Annotated in this window: 19 protein-coding genes; 4 read left to right on the forward strand and 15 right to left on the reverse strand. The window is 67.6% G+C overall.

Annotated elements, in window-relative coordinates; genetic code table 11:
* Window positions 1–1,704 carry a 3-ketosteroid-delta-1-dehydrogenase gene (locus tag AU072_RS13090; RefSeq protein ID WP_064414162.1) on the reverse strand — a complete coding sequence of 568 codons (1,704 nt, stop codon included), beginning with the start codon at window positions 1,702–1,704 and terminating at the stop codon, window positions 1–3.
* A gap of 101 nt (window positions 1,705–1,805) precedes the next feature.
* Here AU072_RS13090 and AU072_RS13095 point away from each other — a divergent pair, with 101 nt between their 5' ends.
* Together AU072_RS13095 and AU072_RS13100 are read left to right on the forward strand one after the other, a co-directional pair.
* Window positions 1,806–2,945 carry a 3-ketosteroid-9-alpha-monooxygenase, oxygenase component gene (locus AU072_RS13095; RefSeq protein WP_064414163.1) on the forward strand — a complete coding sequence of 380 codons (1,140 nt, stop codon included), beginning with the start codon at window positions 1,806–1,808 and terminating at the stop codon, window positions 2,943–2,945.
* Window positions 2,942–3,217, forward strand: a complete 276-nt coding sequence (locus AU072_RS13100) for a hypothetical protein (protein ID WP_064414164.1) — start codon at window positions 2,942–2,944, stop codon at window positions 3,215–3,217. Before AU072_RS13095 ends, AU072_RS13100 begins: the two co-directional genes overlap by 4 nt.
* A 51-nt stretch (window positions 3,218–3,268) precedes the next feature.
* Here AU072_RS13100 and AU072_RS13105 read toward each other — a convergent pair whose 3' ends face one another.
* From AU072_RS13105 to AU072_RS13160, 12 genes are all read right to left on the reverse strand, one after another.
* Window positions 3,269–4,345 (reverse strand): hypothetical protein, encoded by a 1,077-nt coding sequence (locus AU072_RS13105; protein WP_064414192.1) that lies wholly within the window; start codon window positions 4,343–4,345, stop codon window positions 3,269–3,271.
* A 116-nt stretch (window positions 4,346–4,461) separates the two neighbouring features.
* Window positions 4,462–5,391 (reverse strand): alpha/beta hydrolase, encoded by a 930-nt coding sequence (locus AU072_RS13110; protein ID WP_064414165.1) that lies wholly within the window; start codon window positions 5,389–5,391, stop codon window positions 4,462–4,464.
* Complete coding sequence (locus AU072_RS13115) at window positions 5,388–7,007, reverse strand: FAD-binding protein (protein ID WP_064414193.1); 1,620 nt, start codon at window positions 7,005–7,007, stop codon at window positions 5,388–5,390. The genes AU072_RS13110 and AU072_RS13115 overlap by 4 nt, the downstream gene beginning before the upstream one ends.
* An 8-nt stretch (window positions 7,008–7,015) precedes the next feature.
* Window positions 7,016–7,807 carry an SDR family NAD(P)-dependent oxidoreductase gene (locus AU072_RS13120; protein WP_064414166.1) on the reverse strand — a complete coding sequence of 264 codons (792 nt, stop codon included), beginning with the start codon at window positions 7,805–7,807 and terminating at the stop codon, window positions 7,016–7,018.
* Between the two features lie 26 nt (window positions 7,808–7,833).
* The gene (locus AU072_RS13125; RefSeq protein ID WP_064414167.1) at window positions 7,834–8,685 is read right to left on the reverse strand and encodes an SDR family oxidoreductase; all 852 of its coding nucleotides are present in this window, start codon (window positions 8,683–8,685) and stop codon (window positions 7,834–7,836) included.
* 3 nt (window positions 8,686–8,688) lie between these two features.
* Entirely contained in the window at window positions 8,689–9,177 is a 489-nt protein-coding gene (locus tag AU072_RS13130) for a nuclear transport factor 2 family protein (RefSeq protein WP_064414168.1), read from the reverse strand.
* An 81-nt stretch (window positions 9,178–9,258) separates the two neighbouring features.
* A complete protein-coding gene (locus AU072_RS13135; protein ID WP_064414169.1) occupies window positions 9,259–10,269 on the reverse strand; it encodes an acyl-CoA dehydrogenase family protein in 1,011 nt (336 codons plus the stop codon).
* A complete protein-coding gene (locus tag AU072_RS13140; RefSeq protein ID WP_174523751.1) occupies window positions 10,266–11,411 on the reverse strand; it encodes an acyl-CoA dehydrogenase family protein in 1,146 nt (381 codons plus the stop codon). The genes AU072_RS13135 and AU072_RS13140 overlap by 4 nt, the downstream gene beginning before the upstream one ends.
* Entirely contained in the window at window positions 11,408–12,187 is a 780-nt protein-coding gene (locus AU072_RS13145; RefSeq protein WP_064414171.1) for a crotonase/enoyl-CoA hydratase family protein, read from the reverse strand. The genes AU072_RS13140 and AU072_RS13145 overlap by 4 nt, the downstream gene beginning before the upstream one ends.
* The gene (locus tag AU072_RS13150) at window positions 12,184–13,602 is read right to left on the reverse strand and encodes an aldehyde dehydrogenase family protein (RefSeq protein ID WP_064414172.1); all 1,419 of its coding nucleotides are present in this window, start codon (window positions 13,600–13,602) and stop codon (window positions 12,184–12,186) included. Before AU072_RS13150 ends, AU072_RS13145 begins: the two co-directional genes overlap by 4 nt.
* A gap of 16 nt (window positions 13,603–13,618) precedes the next feature.
* Window positions 13,619–14,725 (reverse strand): zinc-binding dehydrogenase, encoded by a 1,107-nt coding sequence (locus AU072_RS13155; protein WP_064414173.1) that lies wholly within the window; start codon window positions 14,723–14,725, stop codon window positions 13,619–13,621.
* A 19-nt stretch (window positions 14,726–14,744) separates the two neighbouring features.
* Window positions 14,745–16,322 (reverse strand): acyl-CoA synthetase, encoded by a 1,578-nt coding sequence (locus AU072_RS13160; protein ID WP_064414174.1) that lies wholly within the window; start codon window positions 16,320–16,322, stop codon window positions 14,745–14,747.
* A 101-nt stretch (window positions 16,323–16,423) separates the two neighbouring features.
* Here AU072_RS13160 and AU072_RS13165 point away from each other — a divergent pair, with 101 nt between their 5' ends.
* Window positions 16,424–18,352, forward strand: a complete 1,929-nt coding sequence (locus AU072_RS13165; RefSeq protein WP_235629865.1) for a flavin-containing monooxygenase — start codon at window positions 16,424–16,426, stop codon at window positions 18,350–18,352.
* On the forward strand, window positions 18,349–19,236 hold the full coding sequence (locus AU072_RS13170; protein ID WP_064414175.1) for an SDR family NAD(P)-dependent oxidoreductase: 888 nt from the start codon (window positions 18,349–18,351) through the stop codon (window positions 19,234–19,236). Before AU072_RS13165 ends, AU072_RS13170 begins: the two co-directional genes overlap by 4 nt.
* 48 nt (window positions 19,237–19,284) lie before the next feature.
* On the opposite strand, the gene AU072_RS13175 is transcribed toward AU072_RS13170, so the two are convergent.
* Together AU072_RS13175 and AU072_RS13180 are read right to left on the reverse strand one after the other, a co-directional pair.
* Window positions 19,285–19,902: a Dabb family protein gene (locus AU072_RS13175; protein ID WP_064414176.1), complete on the reverse strand. Its 618-nt coding sequence runs from the start codon at window positions 19,900–19,902 to the stop codon at window positions 19,285–19,287.
* Window positions 19,895–20,242 (reverse strand): hypothetical protein, encoded by a 348-nt coding sequence (locus tag AU072_RS13180; RefSeq protein WP_064414177.1) that lies wholly within the window; start codon window positions 20,240–20,242, stop codon window positions 19,895–19,897. Before AU072_RS13180 ends, AU072_RS13175 begins: the two co-directional genes overlap by 8 nt.
* Window positions 20,243–20,286: the final 44 nt, after the last annotated feature.

Below are 20,286 nucleotides of genomic sequence, written 5' to 3' on the forward strand. Positions count from 1 at the left end.
TCAGCCGCCGGCGGCGTCTGAGGCGGCGATGTAGCCGTACACCAGGCCCTGCGCGATCGTCGCGCCCGCGCCGGGGTAGGTGGCGCCGAACGCGTTGGCGGCGGTGTTGCCGATCGCATACAGCCCGTCGATGACGCCGCCGTCCTCGCGCAGCACCCGGGCGTGGTCGTCGACGCGCAGGCCGCCGCACGTGCCGAGGTCGCTCAGCACCATCTTCACGGCGTAGAACGGGCCCCGATTCAGTGGGCGCAGGTTCGGGTTCGGAGTGACCGTCGGGTCGCCGTAGTAGCGGTCGTAGGCGCTGGCCCCTCGCAGGTAGTCCGGATCAACGCCCGCACCGGCATTCTCGTTGAAGCGCTGGACGGTCGAGGTCAGGGCCGACTGGTCGAGGCCCATCTTGGGTGCGAGTGCGGCGATCGACTCGGCACGATGCGCGATGCCGGCGTCGTACCACCTCTTGGGGATCGCCATCCGGGGGAACAGTTCGGCGGCAAAGACGTAGCTGTTGCGATAGCCCTGATCGAAGACGATCCACATCGTCTCGACCGGATTTCCCGCGCGTTCCCGCTCGAGGATCCGCTGCCCGAACGACATGTAGTCGGTCGCCTCGTTGACGAAGCGATTTCCGCTCTGGTCGACGATGAGCGATCCGGGAAGCGACCGTTCGGCCAGCATGACCTTCGGGTCGGCACCCGGTAGCGCGGCGACGGCGGGAAACCACCACGCCTGATCCATGAGATCGGTTGCGGCCCCGATGTCTTGGGCGATACGGATGGCATCGCCGGTGTTGGTTTCGGCTCCCAGGCTGGCGTGCTCGCCGAGTTGCTCCGACTGGAACTTCCACCGCATGTCCATCTGGTGGTCGAAACCACCCGCGGCGAGCACCACACCGCGGCGCGCGGATACGGTGACGTCGGTGCCGCCGTGGCTCAGCACCACGCCGCTGACCCGGTCGCCGTCGGTGAGTAGCCGAAGCAGCGTGGTGTCGGTCCAGACGGGGATGCCCGCGCGCAGAACACCGGCGAAGAGACCGGCGGCCAGCGCCTGACCGCCGGCGACGTATCGCCGCTTGAGAAGCAGACCGCCCACACCCTGGCCGAGGCGCTTGGCGACCACCGGCAGACCCTTTCGCGGCATCCGCGACATCAGGTTCAGCCATCGATAGTCCGCGCCGGTGGTCGGGATCGGAACCTTGGCTTCCATCACGCCGGGCCGCAGGCGTGTTCGGTACCGGCCCAGAATCGCCGAATCGAGGGGCCGGCATTCGCACGTGCGCCCGACAGCGGTGCCGCCGGGCGCCTCGGGGTGGTAGTCCGAGTACTCCTTGGCCCAGAACAGCCGCATTGGCGTTGTGCGCCGCAGAAGTTCGACCGTCGCGCCGATGTTGGCCACGAACGCGTCCGACCGCTGGGCGTCGGCGGTCCCGTCGACCACGGCGTCGAGGTACGTCTTCGCCCGCTCCGCGGTGTCGGCGCCGCCGGCACCGTTGATCACCGTGCTCGCCGGCAGCCACAGCGCCCCGCCGGAGCGGGCGGTCGAACCTCCGACATAGGTCGACTTCTCGACGATGAGCACGGACAGGCCGCGCTCGTGAGCGGCGAGGGCGGCAGTCATACCGGTGCCCGAACCGACCACCACCAGATCGACGGTCGTATCGGCTATCGGCAACCCGTCCGGGATCGTTGCCCCGTGTGCGCTAGTCACAAGCCATCAACGTAGAGCGGATGCGAGCGGACCGGTATCGATGTCCTGATGAGCGGAACAGAACCGTGAACGGGCCCGGTGAGCAGTGCTAGAACAGCGGTATGACGATGGACACCGATATCGAGGTCCGCCAGATCGAGGCGGAGGCCGCGCCGTCGCGGTTCGCCCGAGGCTGGCATTGCCTGGGGCTGGTCAGAGATTTCGGTGACGGTAAGCCGCATCAAGTTTTCGCGTTCGGCAAGAAGCTGGTGGTGTTTCGCGGCGGCGACGGCCGCCTCAACGTTTTGGACGGGTATTGCCGCCACATGGGCGGCGACCTCAGCCAGGGCGAGGTCAAGGGCGACGAGATCGCCTGCCCGTTCCACGACTGGCGCTGGGGCGGCGACGGCCGGTGCAAGAAGGTGCCCTACAGCAAGCGGGTACCGCGGCTGGCCCGCACCGCGACGTGGACCACGCTCGAACAGGACGGCATGTTGTTCATCTGGAACGACCCGGAGGGCAACCCGCCACCGCCAGAGGTCACGATCCCGCGCATCGAAGGTGCGACGAGCGATGAGTGGACCGACTGGCACTGGTACACGACCGTGGTCAACACCAACTGCCGCGAGATCATCGACAACGTCGTCGACATGGCCCACTTCTTCTACATCCACGGATCGCTGCCGACGCATTTCAAGAACATCTTCGAAGGTCATGTCGCGACGCAGTACATGAACAGCGCGGGACGGCCGGATCTCGGTGAGCCCGGGCCGACGCAGATGCTCGGAACCACTTCGGTCGCATCGTATTTCGGGCCGTCGTTCATGATCGACGATCTGACGTACCACTACACCGACGTCGACCACAAGACGGTGCTGATCAACTGCCACTATCCGATCGACCAGGACTCCTTCGTGCTGCAGTACGGGATCATCGTCAAGAAGTCCGAGACCCTGCCCGACGACCTCGCGATGCAGACGGCGATCGGCCTCGGCGACTTCGTCAAGATGGGCTTCGAGCAGGACGTCGCGATCTGGAAGAACAAGGCCCGCATCGACAACCCGCTGTTGTGCGAGGAGGACGGGCCGGTCTACCAACTGCGTCGCTGGTATGAGCAGTTCTATGTCGACGTCGCCGACGTGACCCCCGACATGGTGGATCGTTTCGAGTACGAGATCGACACCACCCGGCCGCGCGAAGAGTGGATGAAGATCGTGGAAGCCAATATCGCCGCGCGGGACGCCGTCACGAGCGCGGGATGACCGTCCGCCAGGACAACCGCCTCGCCGACGCACCGATGACGTCGGTGACGTGCCGGCTCTGCGCGGCAAGCGTTCTGGTGCGCAAGAGCACCTGGCAACAGACCAGCGTGCAGTGGGACAGTGAGTCCACCACCAGATGTCATCAGCGCAGAGACGCCGACGCCATCCACGCGCACGACGGCAGGCCGTTTCTCGTGTGTTTCGAACTCAGGGATTCGATCGAGGAGGCAGCGCGCCGCGGTGCGCTGCCGATCGTCGACGAAACCGAGTGATCTCGGTGCTCTAACAGTCGCTCAGCGACTGTTAGAGCACCCAAATCCCGCTCAGGTCAGCTGGAATGCCGACAGGGGAGCCTCTTTCGGATATTCGGCCGGGCCGCCGAGGTCGTAGACGGCGTTCAGGGCCGCGATGAACTCGGGGTCGTGCAGCGGTTCGCTCGGCACGTCGAGCTTGATGCCCTTGGAGTGCACATCGTCGACGAGCATGTCGATCGCCTTCTCGACGGTCAGATCGTCGCTGCCGTCCATGTTCTTCTTGAGCTCGGCGAAATCGGTGAACACCTCGGCCGACCAGTGCACCAGGAACCGCAACTCATCGGTGTGGTGGCGGGCGATCACGTCATCGCCGTTCTTCAGCAGCCACGAGTCGCGGTCCGCCGGGTCTCCGGTGAACACCGTGTCGAACGCCAGCCCCGCGGGGGTCTGTTGATCGAGCGGCCCGTTGGCCTCGCCGCGGTGCACCATCATCTCGTTCTGCACGAGCACACCGCGGTTGTACACCGGTGGCAGCAGCCGACGCGGCGGCTTGAGGGGCCCGTCGGGCCAGTACGTGAAACCGCTTCCCTCGTCGAGGGAGAACCACGTGATGACCTGAGCCATCTTGACGAGGTAGTCGCGGAACAGCCCCGACTTGCCCATCACGCTGGTCAGCCAGGTGGGTGCGTTCTCGTGGCGAACACCGCGGAAGCTGGGTGAATCCAAATGGCCGGGATCGCGGTTGGCGCAGGGCCCGTTGATGTTGAACAGCATCATCTCGGGCTTGGCGTACTCCGCGTTCCAGTAGCTCTTGGCGTACTCGACGAAGCGCTGGTTGTAGAAGCAGTCGTGCAGCTCGGGGTAGAGCACCGTGCCGTAGTTGGCCAGGTACCCGCGGAATGTCGCCGTCAGGAACAGATCCAGAGAAGGGGTGAACCCCTCGGGGAACATTCCACTCATCGTGGCCATCAATTCCTCGGCCGACGCGAAATGCTGGGCGATGATCAGCTTCCACGGCCCCTGCGTCCGCACGACGTCGAGGAGGCGCTCACGTTGGTCGTCGGTGTAGACGTTGTCGATCTCGCGTGGCGGTGAGGCCGGCCGCAGAATGTCGGACAACTCCATCCGCTGCTCTTGGGTGAGCATGTTCACTCCTACTCTCGGGGCCGGCATCTCATGCCGGTCGCTTGGCCAATTCTGTGGTTGCGGCGCGCAAGTGGACGCGTGCCTGTCCGGTCATCGGGACATCTGTTTCCGCCCGGTCAGAAAGGCAGCGGATGGGCGAACTTCGCGCGCAGCAGCGCGCCGATTTCGGCCACCGCCAGTCTCCCGCGGGCCGTCGCCTCTGAACGCATCAAGAACCCGTGGTACACACCGGGGTAGCGGGTCACCGTCGTCTGCACTCCCGCCTCGCGCAACCGGTCCGCATAGCGCTCACCCCAGTCGCGGATCGGATCGGCTTCGGCCGTTACGACGACGGCCTGCGGCAGGCCCGACAGATCATGCGCGCGTGCGGGAACCGTGTACGGGTGCTCGGGGCCTTCGGCCAGCTCGTGCATGTACTCGATGTCGGCGAGTGTGAGCATCGGCGCCTCGGGCATGGCCCGGATCGACGGGACCTCGAGATCCTTGTCGACGCCCGGATACATCAGCACCTGAGCGAATAGGGTTGGGCCGCCGCGGTCGCGGGCGGCCAACGCGACGCCGGCGGCCAGCGTTCCCCCGGCGCTGTCGCCCGCCACCGCGACCCGGGTGCAGTCGATCCGGAGGTCGTCGGCATGGGCGGCCACCCAACAGGTCGTGGCGTAGGCGTCGTCGAACTGGGCCGGGGGTGCCGCTTCGGGGGCCAGGCGGTAGTCGACGGACACCACCGTGGCGTGGGAGTGGTGGGCGAGGTTGCGCGCCAACGGTTCGAAGGAGTGGTTGGAGCCCAGAACCATCCCGCCGCCGTGGAAGTAGACGACCGCTGGGGCGTCGCTGTCGGTTGACGGCCGGTAGATGCGCAGCGGGATGTCCCCGACGGGGCCCTCGATGATCCGGTCTTCGACGTCGGCCATCTCCGGCATCGCAGGCAGCGGCGCGGATTCCAACGCGTCACGCACGGCGCCGAGCCCGCGCTCCCGCATCGGCGCCACGTCCCCGAACTGAGCAACCCGCGCCGCGGCGTCGGGATCCAGGTGGTGGTGCGTCACAGGCGATTTCGATCACTCGAGACCGACCGCAGCGTGTCCGACGCGTGCGCTCCCGCGCGTCGTCCGCTGAAGATGCAGTCCGCGATGGACAACCCGCTGACATAGCTGTTGGAGCAGATACCGACCGCATTGCGGCCCGCGGCGTAGAGGCCGGCCACCGTCCCACCGTCACGATGGGCGACTTCGCCGGTGTGTTCATCGACGATGAGGCCGCCGAGTGTCAGCCCGGGGATCGGATAGAACATCGACGAGTCCGCAGAGATGTTTATCGAGTAGAACGGCGGGGTTGTCAAGGGCGGACACAGATCCGGCTCCTTGTGCGCGGGGTCACCTGCGCCGCCGGCAATGCCGCGGTTGTACTCCTCGACGGTGCGGCGCAGACCGGTCGGATCGATCCCGTTCTTACCGGCGATGTCCTCGACCGTCGACGCCTTCCGGTGTCCGACTGTCAAGAGGTAAATCAATTGCAGGCGCTGGAAAAGCTGTGTCTGCGTGCGAATCTGGGCCTTTACTTTTCTCCAGGTCGGGGCGTCGTAGATGGCCCAGCCCGCGCCGCTGAACTCGCGCATCATCACATTGCCGTGCGTTGCGCCGTAAAGGTCTTCGTTGGCGATGCGTCGGCCGTCCCGGCCCACGGTGAGGCCTTCGAGAAATGCGCTCGGGGGCGATAGAAAGCGCCAGGCCGTGATGTTGCCCATCTTGTCGGTCATGCCTCCGGCTTCGACTCCCAGGGCGATACCCGAGCCGTCGTCGCCGGGGGTGCCGAGCGGCGAGATCTTCATGAACTCCGGAGCATGTTCGGCCATCCACTCACGGTTGTGGACGAAACCGCCCGCGGCCAGTATCACTGCTCGTGCGGACGCCTCGCCGTCCACGGCAGCCTCGGACCACAGCGTCTCGGCGCGCCGGACCGCGCCCTTGACCAGGCCGGGCAGCCAGGTGCCGGCCTTTCCGGTGAGCTTGGTCAGAACGCGGTGCTTACGCGCGTCGGGATGGTTCGTCGGCATCGCGCGATACCGGACCCCGCGGATCCGCCCGTGGTCATCGGCTATGAGTTGGTGCACCCGGCACAACGGAATGAATTCGACGCCTTTGGCTTTCGCCGAACGGCGCAGGTTTTCGAACAGCACCTTGCCCGAGCTCATACCCGGAGCCACCACGCGGTGTCCGCGCGGCACGGGGCGCGCGTGCCGCGCGTAGGGATGGGCCTTCTCGTTGCCGGAGTAGTAGAGGTAGAAATCGTCGGTCGGATACGACGTCTTGTATGAGGACACGGTACCGCCGCGGAACGCGACCCCCTGTCTCTTGAGCCACTCGATCAGATCCGGGCTCTGTTCGCAGAACCTCTGGAGTGTTTCGCCGCTGACCGCGTCGCCGACTTCTTGTTCGAGATACGCCCGCATGTCCGCGACGCAGTCGTCGTACCCGCCAGCCCGCTGTTCGGCCGTGCCCGCGCCCGCGTAGACGATCCCGCCCGACAAGGCGGTCGCGCCGCCGCCATACCCCCGATCCAGGACCAGGACGCGAGCTCCGCGATCGGCAGCCTCGATCGCCGCGGCGGCGCCGGCAGCACCGAACCCGACAACGATGACGTCGTACTCGGTTTCAGATGCCATGTCCACCCTCATAGAACCGACTTGATCTGTCTGGCGACCAAGCGGGTTGCGCGCTTCGCAGACAGCCGGGCCAAGATGTCGAGGGCCAACGCGTCCGAGCCGATCAGGACGCGGAAGCGGTCACGGGCGATTCCATCGACGATCTTCTTGCCTGCGGCTTCGGCGGTGGCGGAACGAACCTTCCTGTCGCCGGCGTCGAGCATCGCCACCCCGGAGTTCCCCGTGAGGTTGGTGTCGATGTTTCCCGGAAACACCGTCACCACATGGACATTGGTGTCGCATAGTTCGCCGTAGAGGCCCTCGCTGAACTGCTTCACCGCGCCTTTACTCGCGCTGTACAGCGTTTGGCTGGCGAACGGCAACAGCGCAGAGAGACTCGACATGTTGGTGATGTTCGCCTCCGGCCGCGTCAGCAGGGACGGCAGGAAGGTTCGGCACATCCGCACTGTGGCGTCGAAGTTGACGGCCATGATGCGGTCTGTCTCATCTGGGGAAAGCTCGGAAAAGGGTGCGAATCGGTGGATGACGCCGGCGATGTTGACCAGTCCGTCGATCTGTCCGTGCGCCTTTGCCACCTCATTGGGTAGCGCGGTGACCGCCTCGTTGTCGGTGAGGTCGAGAACATGCGTGGACATCAGGACGCCGTTGACGCTCGCGAGTTCCGCTGTACCAGCCAGGCCGACCGAATCGAGGTCGACCGCCGCAATGCGTGCGCCGCGGCGGGCGAGCCCGAGCGCGACTTGCCTGCCCATACCGTTGCCGGCGCCGGTCACCACGAACACCTTGTCGGCGATCTGCACGTCGACCTTCCTTCAGTCGGATTCCGTCAATGCCGTGTCGGGTCGAATCGCCGCCTGGTGCGCAGGACCGGCGCCCGGCGCGACACCAGGACTTCGGCACGCTCCGCCATGGCGTTGCCCACGTACTCGGGTTGGGTGAGCAGATAGAACTCACCGGCCGCGGCCTGCTCGAACACCACCCGCGCCGCCTCGACCGGGTCCATCGCCTCGGCCTTGATGTCGAGCATCGCGGTCCGCTGCGCCTCGGCGGCCCCGACGTCGCCGCCGTCCACGCCGCCGGCGGACTCGAAGATGTTCGACTTGACCGCGCCGGGAAGCACCGCCTGCACGTGGATCCGGTCGGCGTGGCCGGCCAATTCGACCTCCAGGCGCAGACATTCGGTCAGCGCCAGCACCGCGTGCTTGCTCATGATGTAGGGCGCCTGCAGCGGCACGACGGCGACCCCGCCGATCGACGACAGGTTCCACACCCACGACGGAGTGTCCGCGGCGATCATGCGCGGGAGAAATGCGCGGATTCCGTAGAACACGCCGTTGACGTTGATGTCCACCAGCCGGTCCCAGTTCTCGACCGGGGTGTCCCAAAGATATCCGAACTGCTCGACACCGGCGTTGTTGACCAGCAGGCGGACCGGGCCGATCTCCGAGTACACCTGTGCGGCCACTCGTTCGAGTGCTTCGGGATCACGCACATCGCACACCAGGTCCACCGACCCGGCGAGTTCTCGGCGGAGCGCCGCGATCGCCGGGGCGTCGACGTCGATGAGCACAACGGTCATGCCCAATGCGGCGGCATGGCGTGCCAGCCCCGCGCCTATCCCGTTTCCGGCGCCGGTGATGACCGCGACACCACCGCCGAACGTCGCACGTGCGTCCACGCGTTACGAAGCGGTCGAGGCGGTGGCGGTCTTGGCGGCGTGCTCGGCGAACGGAATGGAGTCCTCGGCGTCGAGAATCACGGTCATCGACGTGAAGACCAGGCCGCTGTCCGAACGGCGGATGCCGACGTCGACCACTCCGCTGGAGACGTCGAACGGGACGTTGTTGGTCACCTGGTTGACGTACAGGTAGAAGCGGGCGGTGGTGACGTCTCCGTCGACGCCGGTGCGGAAGATGTTGGTCGCATGGTGACGCAACGGGTAGGGATTCTCGTTGCGGTGCTGGGTCAGCCAGGCCAAGGTCTCGTCTTTGCCGTGCAACTCGGCGGCCAGGAGATGCTCGAAGGGGCAGTTGCCGGAATCGGATCGGCTCAGGTATTCCATCTCGTCGCCCAACCGGGCCCCGAGTTCGGCGAAGTGACCCTGGTCGTAGTGGTACCAGAAGGCGGCGATGAACTCCTGGACCTCGGACAGCGTGATCTCGTTGCTCATGGGTGCGAGTCAACCGTCGCCGCCCGGGGCGTGGCGCGACGATGCCCGGTCAGTGGAACACCGCGCGGCGCGGCAGCCGGATCAATCGGCGATCAGGCTCCACACGTCGGCTCCGGCGGCCAGGGTTGCGTCGGTGACCTGCTCGTCCCAGTAACGCACCGTGCCGAACTCGGATCGCCACGCGAGCGCGGCGCGGGTGAACTCGTGCAACCGGTGTTCATAGGTGGTGCCGATCGCGCCGTGGACCTGGTGGGCGTTGCGCACCACGACCGAGGCGGCATGGCCGACGCAGGAGCGAGCCGCCGCGACGCGGAAGTGCAGGTTGCCCGTCGACCAGCCGCCGGCGACGGCCGTCATCAGCGCGGCTTCGGTCGCCGCCCGCGCCAGCGCCGCTTCCGCGGCCGAATCCGCGATCAGGTGCTGGACGGCCTGGAACCGGGACAGGGGCCGACCGAACTGGACGCGCGACGCGGCGTGTTCGACCGACGACGCGACGATCTCATCGAGCGCGGCGCACACCTGGACCGCCCGCACCAGCGCCGCCCGCAGCCACAACTCGGCGATCACCCCGGAGTCCACCGGGACACCGTCGAGCGCGGCGACGTCGGCTTCGACGGAGTCGCGCGGTTCACCGATCAGGTTGGTGCCGGGCGTGATCGCCAGTGCCGCGGCGTCGACGTCGGCGACGCGGTGGTCTTCGCCGTCGCGCCACACGATGACCACCCGGTCGCTGCCCGCGGCCCAGGGGACACCGCGTGCGGTTCCCTCGTCACCGAGCAGGCACACCGTGCGTACCGCGTCGTCGCTGCCCATCCCGTTGGCGTCGAGCAGCCAGCAGGCCAGTAGGTCGTGTTCTGCCAACGGTATTCGCACCGCGTTGCGCGCCGCGGCCGCCAGCAGTTCGGCGGCCTCCAAAAAGCCCGCGCCGCTGCCACCCGACTCCTCGGCTCCGGTCAGCCGGACCAGGCCCAAATCGTGGAGGCGCCGCCACAGTTCGGCATCCCGCGCGACGGCCTTCGCGGGCGGGTGGGCGTCGCGGTATTCGGCGAAGACCGCGTCCATCATCTCGACGAGCGCCGGATCGACGGTCATCGCAGCCCCAGTCCTCGCGCGATCACGCCGCGCAACACCTCGTTGGTGCCGCCGCGCAGCGTGAAGCCGGGGCGTTGATCCACGGCTCTCGAAACCAGTTCGGCGAGACCGGGATCCGTGGTTGCGTCGGTGAGCATGTCGGCGAAGTCGGCGATGTCGCCCTCGGCGGTGGTGCCGAGCACCTTGACAACGGCCGCGGGCACGTCGGCGGGCTCACGTCGCTCCAGTGCGCCCGCGACGGCGGTCGACATCTGGTGCAGCCCGGCGACGCGCGCCACCAGCCGGCCGAGTCCGGCATCCCGCGGAAGTTCTTGTCCGGCCATCTTTTCGCCGCACGTCCGCAACAAGACGAACGTCGACAGGAACCGCTCGGGTCCACTGCGCTCGAAGGCCAGCTCGGAGGTGACCTGCCGCCAGCCCGCGCCGATCTCGCCGAACACCATGTCGTCAGGCACAAAGGCGCCGTCGAGGATCACCTCGTTGAAATGGTGTGCGCCGTTCATCGAGACAACCGGTCGGATGTCGACACCGGGCCCGCGCAGGTCGACGATGAACTGGCTCAGCCCCGCGTGTCGGTTGTCCGGGTCGACGGGCGCGGTGCGGGCCAACGCGATGAACGCATGCGCGTTGTGCGCCCCCGAGGTCCACACCTTGGTGCCCGACAGTGACCAACCGCCGTCGACTCGTACCGCCCTGGTGCGCACACTGGCGAGATCGGAGCCGGAATCGGGTTCGCTCATGCCGATGCCGAAGAAGCACTCGCCGCGCACGATCCGCGGAAGAAACTCCCTCTTCTGTAGTTCCGTGCCGTACTTGAGCAATGACGGTACGATCTGCCGGTCGGCGATCCAGTGGGCCGCGACCGGCGCGCCGGCGGCGAGCAACTCCTCGGTCACTGCGAACCGTTCGACGAACGAGCGTCCGTGTCCGCCGTACTCGAGGGGCACCGTCATCCCGAGATAGCCCTGTGCGGCAAGGGCTTTGGTGAAGTCTTCATCCCATCCCGTCAGCCACGCGTCGACCGACGGGGTGAAGGCGCCCGCGGCACGCTGCTCGGCGAGGAATCCGCGGACCTCGGCCCGCAGGGCCGCCGTAGCGGTGGCGTCGACGGCCGCGGGGGGAACCAGGCGGGGGAGCGTCACGGGGCGGTCCGCCATCGGCTGATGCGCTGTTCGTGCTCGGGGTCGCGGTGGGCCAGCGGCTGCATGGCCGCGGCCATGGCCAGCGTGGAGTCCAGCGAGCCGGCCCGCGACTCCTGCAGCAGACGTTTGGCCATCCGCAGGGCGTGGGCGGGATTCTTGGTGATCCGGTCGGCCAACGCGAGCGCCTCCGTGAGCAGGTCGTCGTGCGGCACGACGCGGCTGACCATGCCCCACTCCAAGGCGGTGGCCGCATCGATGCGGTCGCCGGTGAACGTCATCTCGGCGGCGCGCTCGTAGCCGATCGCCCTCGGCAGGAACCACGTACCGCCGTCGCCCGGGATGATGCCGATCTGCACAAAGCTCTCGGCGAACGACGCCCGCTCGGAGGCCACCCGGATGTCGCACATCATGGCCAGGTCGCAGCCCGCTCCCACGGCGGGACCGTTGACCGCGGCGATCAGCGGGACCTCCAGGCGGCCGAGTGCGCGCGGGATGCGCTGGATCCCGTCGACGTAGGCACGCCGCTGGTCGAGGGCGTCGAGGCCGAACATCCCGGTGCGGTCGGCCATCTCCTTGACGTTGCCGCCCGCGGAGAAGATCTTGCCCGCGCCGGTCAGGATCACCGCGCGCACGTCGAGGTCCGCGTTGGCGGCCTCGACTGCGGCCTCGAACGCGGAGATGAAGCCCTTGTCGGTGATCGCGTTGCCGACGTCGGGCAGGTCGATGGTCCACGTCTGTGTCGCACCGTGAGCGGCGATGTTCAGCGGTGTGCTCATGACGGCAACTGTAGGGACTTGGTCTGCAGGAATTCCTCGAACCCCGCGCGGCCCAACTCCCGGCCGACACCGGACTTCTTGTAGCCGCCGAACGGCGCGACCGGGTTGTACACGCCGCCGTTGATGTCGAGTTGTCCGGTCTGCACGCGCCGCGCGAAGGCGATGGCCGTGTCGAGGTCGGGACCCCACACCGCGCCCGCGAGCCCGTAGGGCGTGCCGTTGGCGATGCGTAGGGCGTCGTCGGGGTCCCGGAACGGAATCACCGCGAGCACCGGCCCGAACACCTCCTCCTGGCCCAACTCGGAGTCGGGGTCGACGTCGGCGAACACGGTCGGGGCGACGTAGTAGCCGGTGTCGCGGACCGATTCGGAGACGCCGGTGAGAAGGCGGGCGCCGTCGCGGCGCGCGCGGTCGATGAACCCGCGCACGGACTCGAACTGCGCGGCCGAGGCCAGGGGGCCGATCCGGGTGCCGGGGTCGGACGGGTCGCCGACCGTGTACTTGGCGGCGGCGGCCTCGATGAGTTCGAGGGCCTCGTCGTAGTGCGAGCGTGGCACCAGCATCCGGGTCCACGCCATGCAGGTCTGCCCGCCGTTGAGGAACGCGTTGCCCACGCCGACCTTCACCGCGGTGGTCAGGTCGCCGCCCTCGAGGATGACGTTGGCGGACTTGCCGCCGAGTTCGAGGGCGACCTTCTTCACCGATCCGGCGGCGAGCTCGGCCACCCGGCGGCCCACGGCGGTCGACCCGGTGAACGACACCACGTCGACGTCGGGATGCGACGCGATGCGCTCGCCCACCACGGAGCCGCGTCCCGACACCAGGTTCACCACGCCGTCGGGAAGCCCGGCCTCCTCGACCGCCTCGATGAACTCGAACACCGACAGCGGTGCCTCGTTGCTCGGTTTGAGGACGACGGTGCATCCCGCGGCGATCGCGGGCAGCACCTTGGCCACCACCTGATACAGCGGATAGTTCCACGGGGTGATGGCGCCGACGACGCCGTAGGGCTCGCGCAGCACCAACGAGTTACCCACGCGCTCTTCGAATTCGAATGACTCGAGCACATCGGCGAAACCGAGGGCCACCGCCAGCGGGACTTTGGTTTGAACGCCCTGCGCCACGCGTAGCGGGGCGCCCATCTCCCGGCTGATGGTCTCGGCGATGTCGGGCAGCCGCTTCTCCATCGCGGCGATCACCCGGGTCAGCCGGTCACGTCGCTCGGCGAGGGTGATCAGCGGATCGAAGGCGCGGCGGGCGGCGGCCACCGCCGCGTCCACGTCGGCGACGGTTCCGCTGGGCACAGCGCCGATCACCTTCTCGGTGGCGGGGTTGACGATGTCGATCACGTCGCCCGTCGACGGCGTGACCCACTGACCGTCGATGAACAGCGTTTTGCGGGTGTAGTCGTGCATGGATCTCCTTGGGGGATCAGGGAACGATGCTGGCGCGCACGTCGCGCTTGTGCTCGGCGGCGGCGAAGGCCTCGTTGATGTCGTCGAGCGGATATTGCGCTGCAGCCAACCGGTGCAGGGGGAGGGTGTCCTGGTGCTGTTCGAGGAAGGTCAGCGCCCGCGACAGCACCGGCGGTTCGTACAACGAGACCCCGACCATCGTCTTGTTGGCGAAGACGAAGCGTGACGGGTCGAATTCGAAGGTCTTGCCGATGTTGATGTTGCCGATCTCGACGTAGCGGCCGAACTGGCCCAGCATTTTGAGGCCCTCGTCGATGGCGGACGGGTGCCCGACGACCTCGACCACCACGTCGGCGCCGTGGCCGTCGGTCAGGTCGCGGACGAGCTTCGTGCGGTCCTTCACGGTGGCGGCCGTGTTGATGTCGACCACCGCGTCAGCGCCGAACGCGGTTGCCAGCTCGAGCCGTTCGGGCACCCCGTCGATGGCGATGACCCGGCCCGCGCCCCGGGCCTTGGCCACCGCGACTGCGTATAGTCCCAGCGCACCGGCGCCCTGCACGACGACGGTTTCGCCGAGTTGCTGGTCGACGCGCTCGAGGCCGTACATCACCTGTGACAGTGCGCAGTTGGCGCCCGAGGCGATGTCGTCGCTGACCCGGTCGGGCACGGTGTACACGACCGCCCCGGCGGGCAGCAGAAAGTAGTCGGCGTAGCCGCCGACGAAATAGGGTGGCGCGTCGGCGCTTCCGAGCATCGCCATCGTCAGGTTCAGGCACGCGTTGCGCCTGCCCGCCAGGCAGTTTCGGCACCGGTGGCAGGAGAAGAAGTACGGGAATACCACCCGGCTGCCCTTCGCCAGTGGCGCGCCGTTGGAGTCCGCCGTGACGCCGTCACCGAGTTCGGAAACCGCGCCGACCATCTCGTGACCGAGCACCGTCGGAAGTTGTCCTCCCAGGCCGCGGGTGGCGAAGGTGCCGTGCCATGCGTGCAGGTCCGATCCGCAGATGTTGGTCCTGGTGACCTTGATCAGGATCTCGCCGGGGCCGACCTCGGCCAAGTTCACGGTTTCGATCTCGAACGGCTTTCCGGGCGCGTCGAAGCGCGCGATACGTCCTGTGAACAATCCTCAGTTCCCTTCGGGCTCAGCGGCTCAGCGGTTCGGCCGCGAAGCGTTCGCGCAATTGACGTTTGAGCAGCTTGCCGCTCGGATTCTTCGGCAGCGCATCGACGAAGAAGACGTGCTTGGGGGTCTTGAACCCGGCCAGATGCTGCCGGCAGTGCGCGACCAGGTCGTCCTCGGTGAGGTTGGCACCGTCGCGGGCAACGACCGCGGCGACCACGGTCTCGACCCACGTCGGATGCGGAAGGCCGAAGACCGCGACCTCCTGGACCCCGTTGTGCCGGTAGAGAACTTCCTCGACCTCGCGGCTGGCGACGTTCTCGCCACCGGTCTTGATCATGTCCTTCTTGCGGTCGACCACGTGCAGGAGCCCGTGTTCGTCGTAGTAGCCGAGGTCGCCGGAGTGGAACCACCCGCCGCGGAACGCCTCGGCCGTCTTGGCCGGGTCATCGAGATAGCCGAGCATCAGATGCGGGCTGCGGTGGGCGATCTCACCCACCGCGCCGGGCGCGACCGGAACGTCGTCATCGTCGAGGATCGTCGTCTCGACGTTGACCACCGGCCGCCCCGCCGACCCGGCGTGCGCGTCCTGCTCGTCGGGCCCGAGCGCGGACGCCAGCGGCGCCAGCTCGGTCTGCCCGTAGAAGTTCCACAACCTCAGGTTCGGCAGCCGGTCGCGGATCTCGGCGAGGATCTCGAGTGGCATCGCCGAAGCGCCGTAGTACCCCTTGCTCAAGCTCGACAGATCGACCTCGTCGAACACCGGAGAACGCAGCAGGCTGATCCACACCGTCGGAGGTGCGAAGTAGTTGGTCACCCCGTGGCGGGCGATGGTGCGCAGCACCGTCTCCGGATCGGGCCCGGGCAGGATGATGCTGGTTGCACCGAGATAGATGTCGGTGGCCAGGAAGTTGTCCAGCTGCGCGCAGTGATACAGCGGCAGTGAGTGGATCTCGACGTCGTCGCCCGCCATCGAGCCGGCGACGATGGTGCTGACGTACTGCCACATCAGGCTGCGGCTCGTGTGCATCGCGCCCTTGGGCCGCGACTCCGTGCCGCTGGTGTACATCAACCGCAGCAGCTGGTCGTCGCCGATGCGCGGATTCGGCGCGGGGGTGGTGGTGGAAAGCCACTGCGCGAAGTCGTCCCAGCCGGGCCGAACGCTCTGTCCAGGCCGGACGATCGCGGCCTTCGTGCGCACCGCACCATCGAGGCGCATCGCGTCCTCGGCGACGGCCGCCAGCTCGGCTTCGACGATCAAGCCGTCGGCCTTGCTGTGGCCGAGGATGTAGGCGACCTCCTCGGATGTCAGCATGAAGTTGACCGGCACCAACACCACCGCGGCCCGGGCGGTGGCGAAGGCCAGCACCGCATACTGCCAACAGTTGCGGGCCAACAGCGCGACCCGGTCGCCGGGTCGAAAGCCGTTGTCCCGCAATGCCGCGGCGGCCCGGTCCACCAGGTGGTCGAATTCGGCGAACGTCAGCACCACGTCGCCGTCGATGATCGCGGTCTTGTCGGGTCGCCTGCGCGCCGACCGGCGCGGGATGTCGCCCAGAGTGTGGCTGCGTGCCTGCTCGACCACCGCATCCAGATCCATGGCGGGCAGCGTAAGCGCGTTCAGCGTGGTGCGGGTGACGGATGTCCCGCTCAGTAGGCAGGGCGGTGCCCGGCGCGGCGTGGCGGGCCGATACTCGTGCCGTGACTGCTGACGCTCGAGCCATACCGTCGCCGCGTGCCGCGGACGCCGACCGCGATGAACTCAGGGCGAACCTCGCTCAAGCGGACCCAGGCGTCCTGGTCGCGGTGCTGGCCCAGCTGACGGGTGATCCGTCGGTGATCGACCGGTTCGCGCCGAAGATCTCTCACATCCCCGATCCGCCCGAACGGGTCGGTGTCACCGACGCCGACACCATGACGGCGCTTGTCGACGCGGTCATCTCGGCGCTGTCCGGGCCGCGGGCCGGGGGTGCGATGGCCGCCGACGACATCGATCTGTTCACCCGCGTCCTGCCGGTTGCGCTGGGCTCCGACGTCGACGACGAATTCGTCCCGCTCCTGCTCGAGCAAGGCGGTTTCCATCTCTCCCAGCCCACGCTGCCGCGCACGGTGCCGATCCCGCCGACGACGACGGTCGCGATCATCGGCGCGGGCATCGCCGGCATCATCACCGCGCTGGCCGCCGCCGACGCCGGGGTGCGGTATCAGATCTTCGACCGCAACGACGAGGTCGGCGGCACCTGGCTGACGACGAAGTATCCCGGGATCGGCGTCGACACCCCGTCGGCGTATTACTCGCTGTCGCGGGAGGTCAACCCGGACTGGTCGAGCTACTACCCGCAGGGCGCGGAGTACCAGGACTATCTGGTGTCCCTGGCCGACAAGCACGGCCTGCGCGAGCACACCCGGTTCGGCACCGAGGTCGAGGCGCTGTGGTGGGACGAGGCGCGAAATCAGTGGCAGATTCACGCGGTCGACCGCGACGGCAACCGCGACGTCAGCTACGCCCGGGTGGTCATCACCGCTGCCGGTTACCTCAACCGGCCACGCTGGCCCGAGGTCCCCGGCCGAGAGTCGTTCGAGGGCACCAGTATCCACTCGGCTCAGTGGGATCCGTCGCTGGACCTCACCGGCAAGCGGGTCGCCGTCATCGGCGCGGGGTGCACCGCCGTGCAGATCGTCGACGCGTGTGTGGACGAGGTCGAACACCTGACCGTGTTCCAACGCCAACCGCACTGGGTGGCTCCGCGCAAGCGGCTCTCCGACGACGTCCCCGAATACCGGCGCTACCTCGGACGGCACCTGCCGTACTACGCGAACTGGCACCGGCTGAAGTCCTACTGGGCCACGGCCGACAACAACTACCCGGTCATCCTGCGCGACCCCGAGTGGGCCAAGGACCATCTGTCGATCTCGGCTGCCAACGACGTGCTGCTACAGATGTGTTTGGAGTACATCAACACGACGTTCGGCGAGGGTTCGGAGCTGGCGAAGAAGGTCACGCCGGATTTCGCGCCGTACGGCAAGCGGATCATCCGCGATCCGGGCGGCTACTACGCCGCGCTGACCCGCGACCACGTCGACGTCGAAGCCAGCGAGCCGGCCGCCGTCAACGCCGCGGGCATCGTCACGGCGGACGGGCGGCAGATCGACCTTGATGTCATCGTCTATGCCACCGGATATCACCTCGACTTCCTGTCCACGATCGACATCCGGGGACGTGACGGCAGGACACTGCGCGAGGAATGGGGCGACAGCCCCCGCGCGTACCGCGGCGGCACGGTGCCGGGCTTCCCGAATCTGTTCATCACCTCGGCCCCGAACTACAGCCCGGGCCACGGTGCGGGCGCGAACTTCTCGATGGAGGTGCTCGCCCATTACATCGTGGAGTGCCTGCAGCTGCTGGCGCTGCGCGGCGCGACCACCATCGAGGTGACGCGCGAGGCCTACGACGACTACGTCGCCCAGATCGACGACGCGATGTCGCAGACGGTGTGGTGTCACACCCCGAACGCGCACACCTACTACCGTTCCGGTTCCGGTCGCGTAGTGGTGGCCACGCCGTACCGCCTGGTCGACCTGTGGCACCAGCATCGCGCACCCGTCGAAGAACACTTCGTCCTCCGATGACGGGACTTCTCGCCGGCAGGACGGCTCTGGTCACCGGCAGCAGCCGAGGTATCGGACGCGCTGTGGCGCAACGCCTTTCCGCAGAGGGCGCCACCGTGGCCGTGACCGCCCGGTCATTCGAGCCCTCGGCATCGGTACGTGGCGGAGCGGCCACGGCCCTGCCGGGGACCATTGCCGAAACCATCGAGCTGATCGAGAGCGCGGGCGGAACGGCGATCGGCATCGCGGCCGACCTCGAAGATCCCGATCAGCGGGGCCGCCTGATCGACGAGGTCGTCGACCGCACCGGCGGCCTCGACATCCTCGTCAACAACGCCGGTTTCGCCGACTACGCCCGCGTCGAGGAGATGAGCCTGGACACCTTCGATCGCACCGTCGAACACTATCTGCGCACCCCCTTCGTGCTCACCAAGGCCGCCGTGCCGCACATGCGGGAACGGGGCGCCGGCTGGATCGTCAACATCGGTTCGGTGACGGGCGTCGCCCCGGTGCGGCCGTACCGCGAGTACAACAAGACCTCGGGCGACGTCGTCTACGCCTCCTGCAAGGCCGCGCTGCACCGGTTCACGCAGGGTGTGGCCGCCGAGCTGCTCGACGCGAACATCGCGGTCAACTGTGTCGGTCCCTCCACCGCCATCCGGACTCCCGGTGCGGCCCAACTGATTCCGGACACCTTTCCGACCGAACCCGTCGAGTATCTGGCCGAGACGGTGTTGGCGATGTGCCATCGGCCTGCCGCCGAGCGCACCGGCCTGGTCGCCTTCAGCCTGCACTACCCGTGGTCGCAGGGGCTGACCGTGCGCAGCCTCGACGGAGCCACGGAGATGCCGCCGCTGGAGCCGCCCGCGGTGGCCAACCCGAACATCCTGCCCGCCGGCCTGTAATGGTTTCGGTGCTCTAACAGTCGGTGTGCGACTGTTTGAGCACCCAAATCACTGTGGGGGGAGGTCGCAGAAGCTGTGGCAGACCCGGTCGCGGACGATGACTTCGGGACACTCGGGGTCGAACCAGCGGTCCACGTACGCCCAGTGGATCGGATGCATGAGGTACGGACCGGTCAGACCGTCGAGGTCGCGGAACTCCTGTTCGAACACGTGCGTCCACGGTGAGTTGCCGACGGCCGAATCGACGCGACTGAGCTGCCATGAGGCGATCGAACCGACGTAGCGGGGGAGCAGCCGCAGATCGTCCTCGAACCGCGCCACCGTGGCGTCGTCGGCGTCCGGTTGCACGCGCAACAGCAGTGTCCGGTACACGGTGGCCGAGATGTCTCTGGTGGCGACCGGGCCGCCGGTGTAGGTGGCGCCGTTGACGCGATTGACCTCGGGACGGTCGAACACCGCATCGAAAGACGTTGCCGCCGAGGACCACTCGTCGGCATCGCGGAACCGCAGGTGCACGAGGATATCGCCGCCGTTGCGCACGCCCGGCAGCGTCGGCTGCACCAGGGCGTGGGCCGCACCGCTGGCCACCGCGGCTCCGCGCAGCTCTTTCAGCAGACGCTCGCGTCCGGCTTCGGCGGCGTCGATCAGGCGGATGACGCTATACATCGCACAATCCGTCGACATCGCCCGCGGCGGCGGCAACGCTACGGGTGCGCTCGACGACCAGGTCGGCCACGCCATCCCACCACGGCCCGAGTGTGGCGTCGGGCCTGCCCTTCCACGTCATCTCCCACCAGGCTTGCGGGCTCGGCAGCGACCACGTCACGGTGATCACGTTGGATCGGTCGTCGAACCATATCGGCGGGCTGACGAGCACGTCGCGAAGCGTCATCCCGCGATCCCGCGCACCCGGCGCGTATTCGGCCAGGTAGGTGTCGACGAATCTCCGTGCGCATCCGGGCCGGGTGACGACCCGGTCGATGACGAACACCTCACCGTCGGCCATGACCCGCACACTAGGGCGACGGCGATCGTGGTGAGGATGACGCT

Source organism: Mycolicibacterium novocastrense, assembly GCF_001499835.1.
Classification (GTDB): domain Bacteria; phylum Actinomycetota; class Actinomycetes; order Mycobacteriales; family Mycobacteriaceae; genus Mycobacterium; species Mycobacterium novocastrense.

Coding starts and splice junctions, on each gene's coding strand:
- AU072_RS13180 (WP_064414177.1), bottom strand. CDS start 20,242: ATGGCCGACGGTGAGGTGTTCGTCATCGACCGGGTCGTCACCCGGCCC.
- AU072_RS13095 (WP_064414163.1), top strand. CDS start 1,806: ATGACGATGGACACCGATATCGAGGTCCGCCAGATCGAGGCGGAGGCC.
- AU072_RS13105 (WP_064414192.1), bottom strand. CDS start 4,345: ATGCTCACCCAAGAGCAGCGGATGGAGTTGTCCGACATTCTGCGGCCG.
- AU072_RS13175 (WP_064414176.1), bottom strand. CDS start 19,902: ATGTATAGCGTCATCCGCCTGATCGACGCCGCCGAAGCCGGACGCGAG.
- AU072_RS13145 (WP_064414171.1), bottom strand. CDS start 12,187: ATGAGCACACCGCTGAACATCGCCGCTCACGGTGCGACACAGACGTGG.
- AU072_RS13115 (WP_064414193.1), bottom strand. CDS start 7,007: ATGGCATCTGAAACCGAGTACGACGTCATCGTTGTCGGGTTCGGTGCT.
- AU072_RS13150 (WP_064414172.1), bottom strand. CDS start 13,602: ATGCACGACTACACCCGCAAAACGCTGTTCATCGACGGTCAGTGGGTC.
- AU072_RS13135 (WP_064414169.1), bottom strand. CDS start 10,269: ATGACCGTCGATCCGGCGCTCGTCGAGATGATGGACGCGGTCTTCGCC.
- AU072_RS13130 (WP_064414168.1), bottom strand. CDS start 9,177: ATGAGCAACGAGATCACGCTGTCCGAGGTCCAGGAGTTCATCGCCGCC.
- AU072_RS13170 (WP_064414175.1), top strand. CDS start 18,349: ATGACGGGACTTCTCGCCGGCAGGACGGCTCTGGTCACCGGCAGCAGC.
- AU072_RS13100 (WP_064414164.1), top strand. CDS start 2,942: ATGACCGTCCGCCAGGACAACCGCCTCGCCGACGCACCGATGACGTCG.
- AU072_RS13160 (WP_064414174.1), bottom strand. CDS start 16,322: ATGGATCTGGATGCGGTGGTCGAGCAGGCACGCAGCCACACTCTGGGC.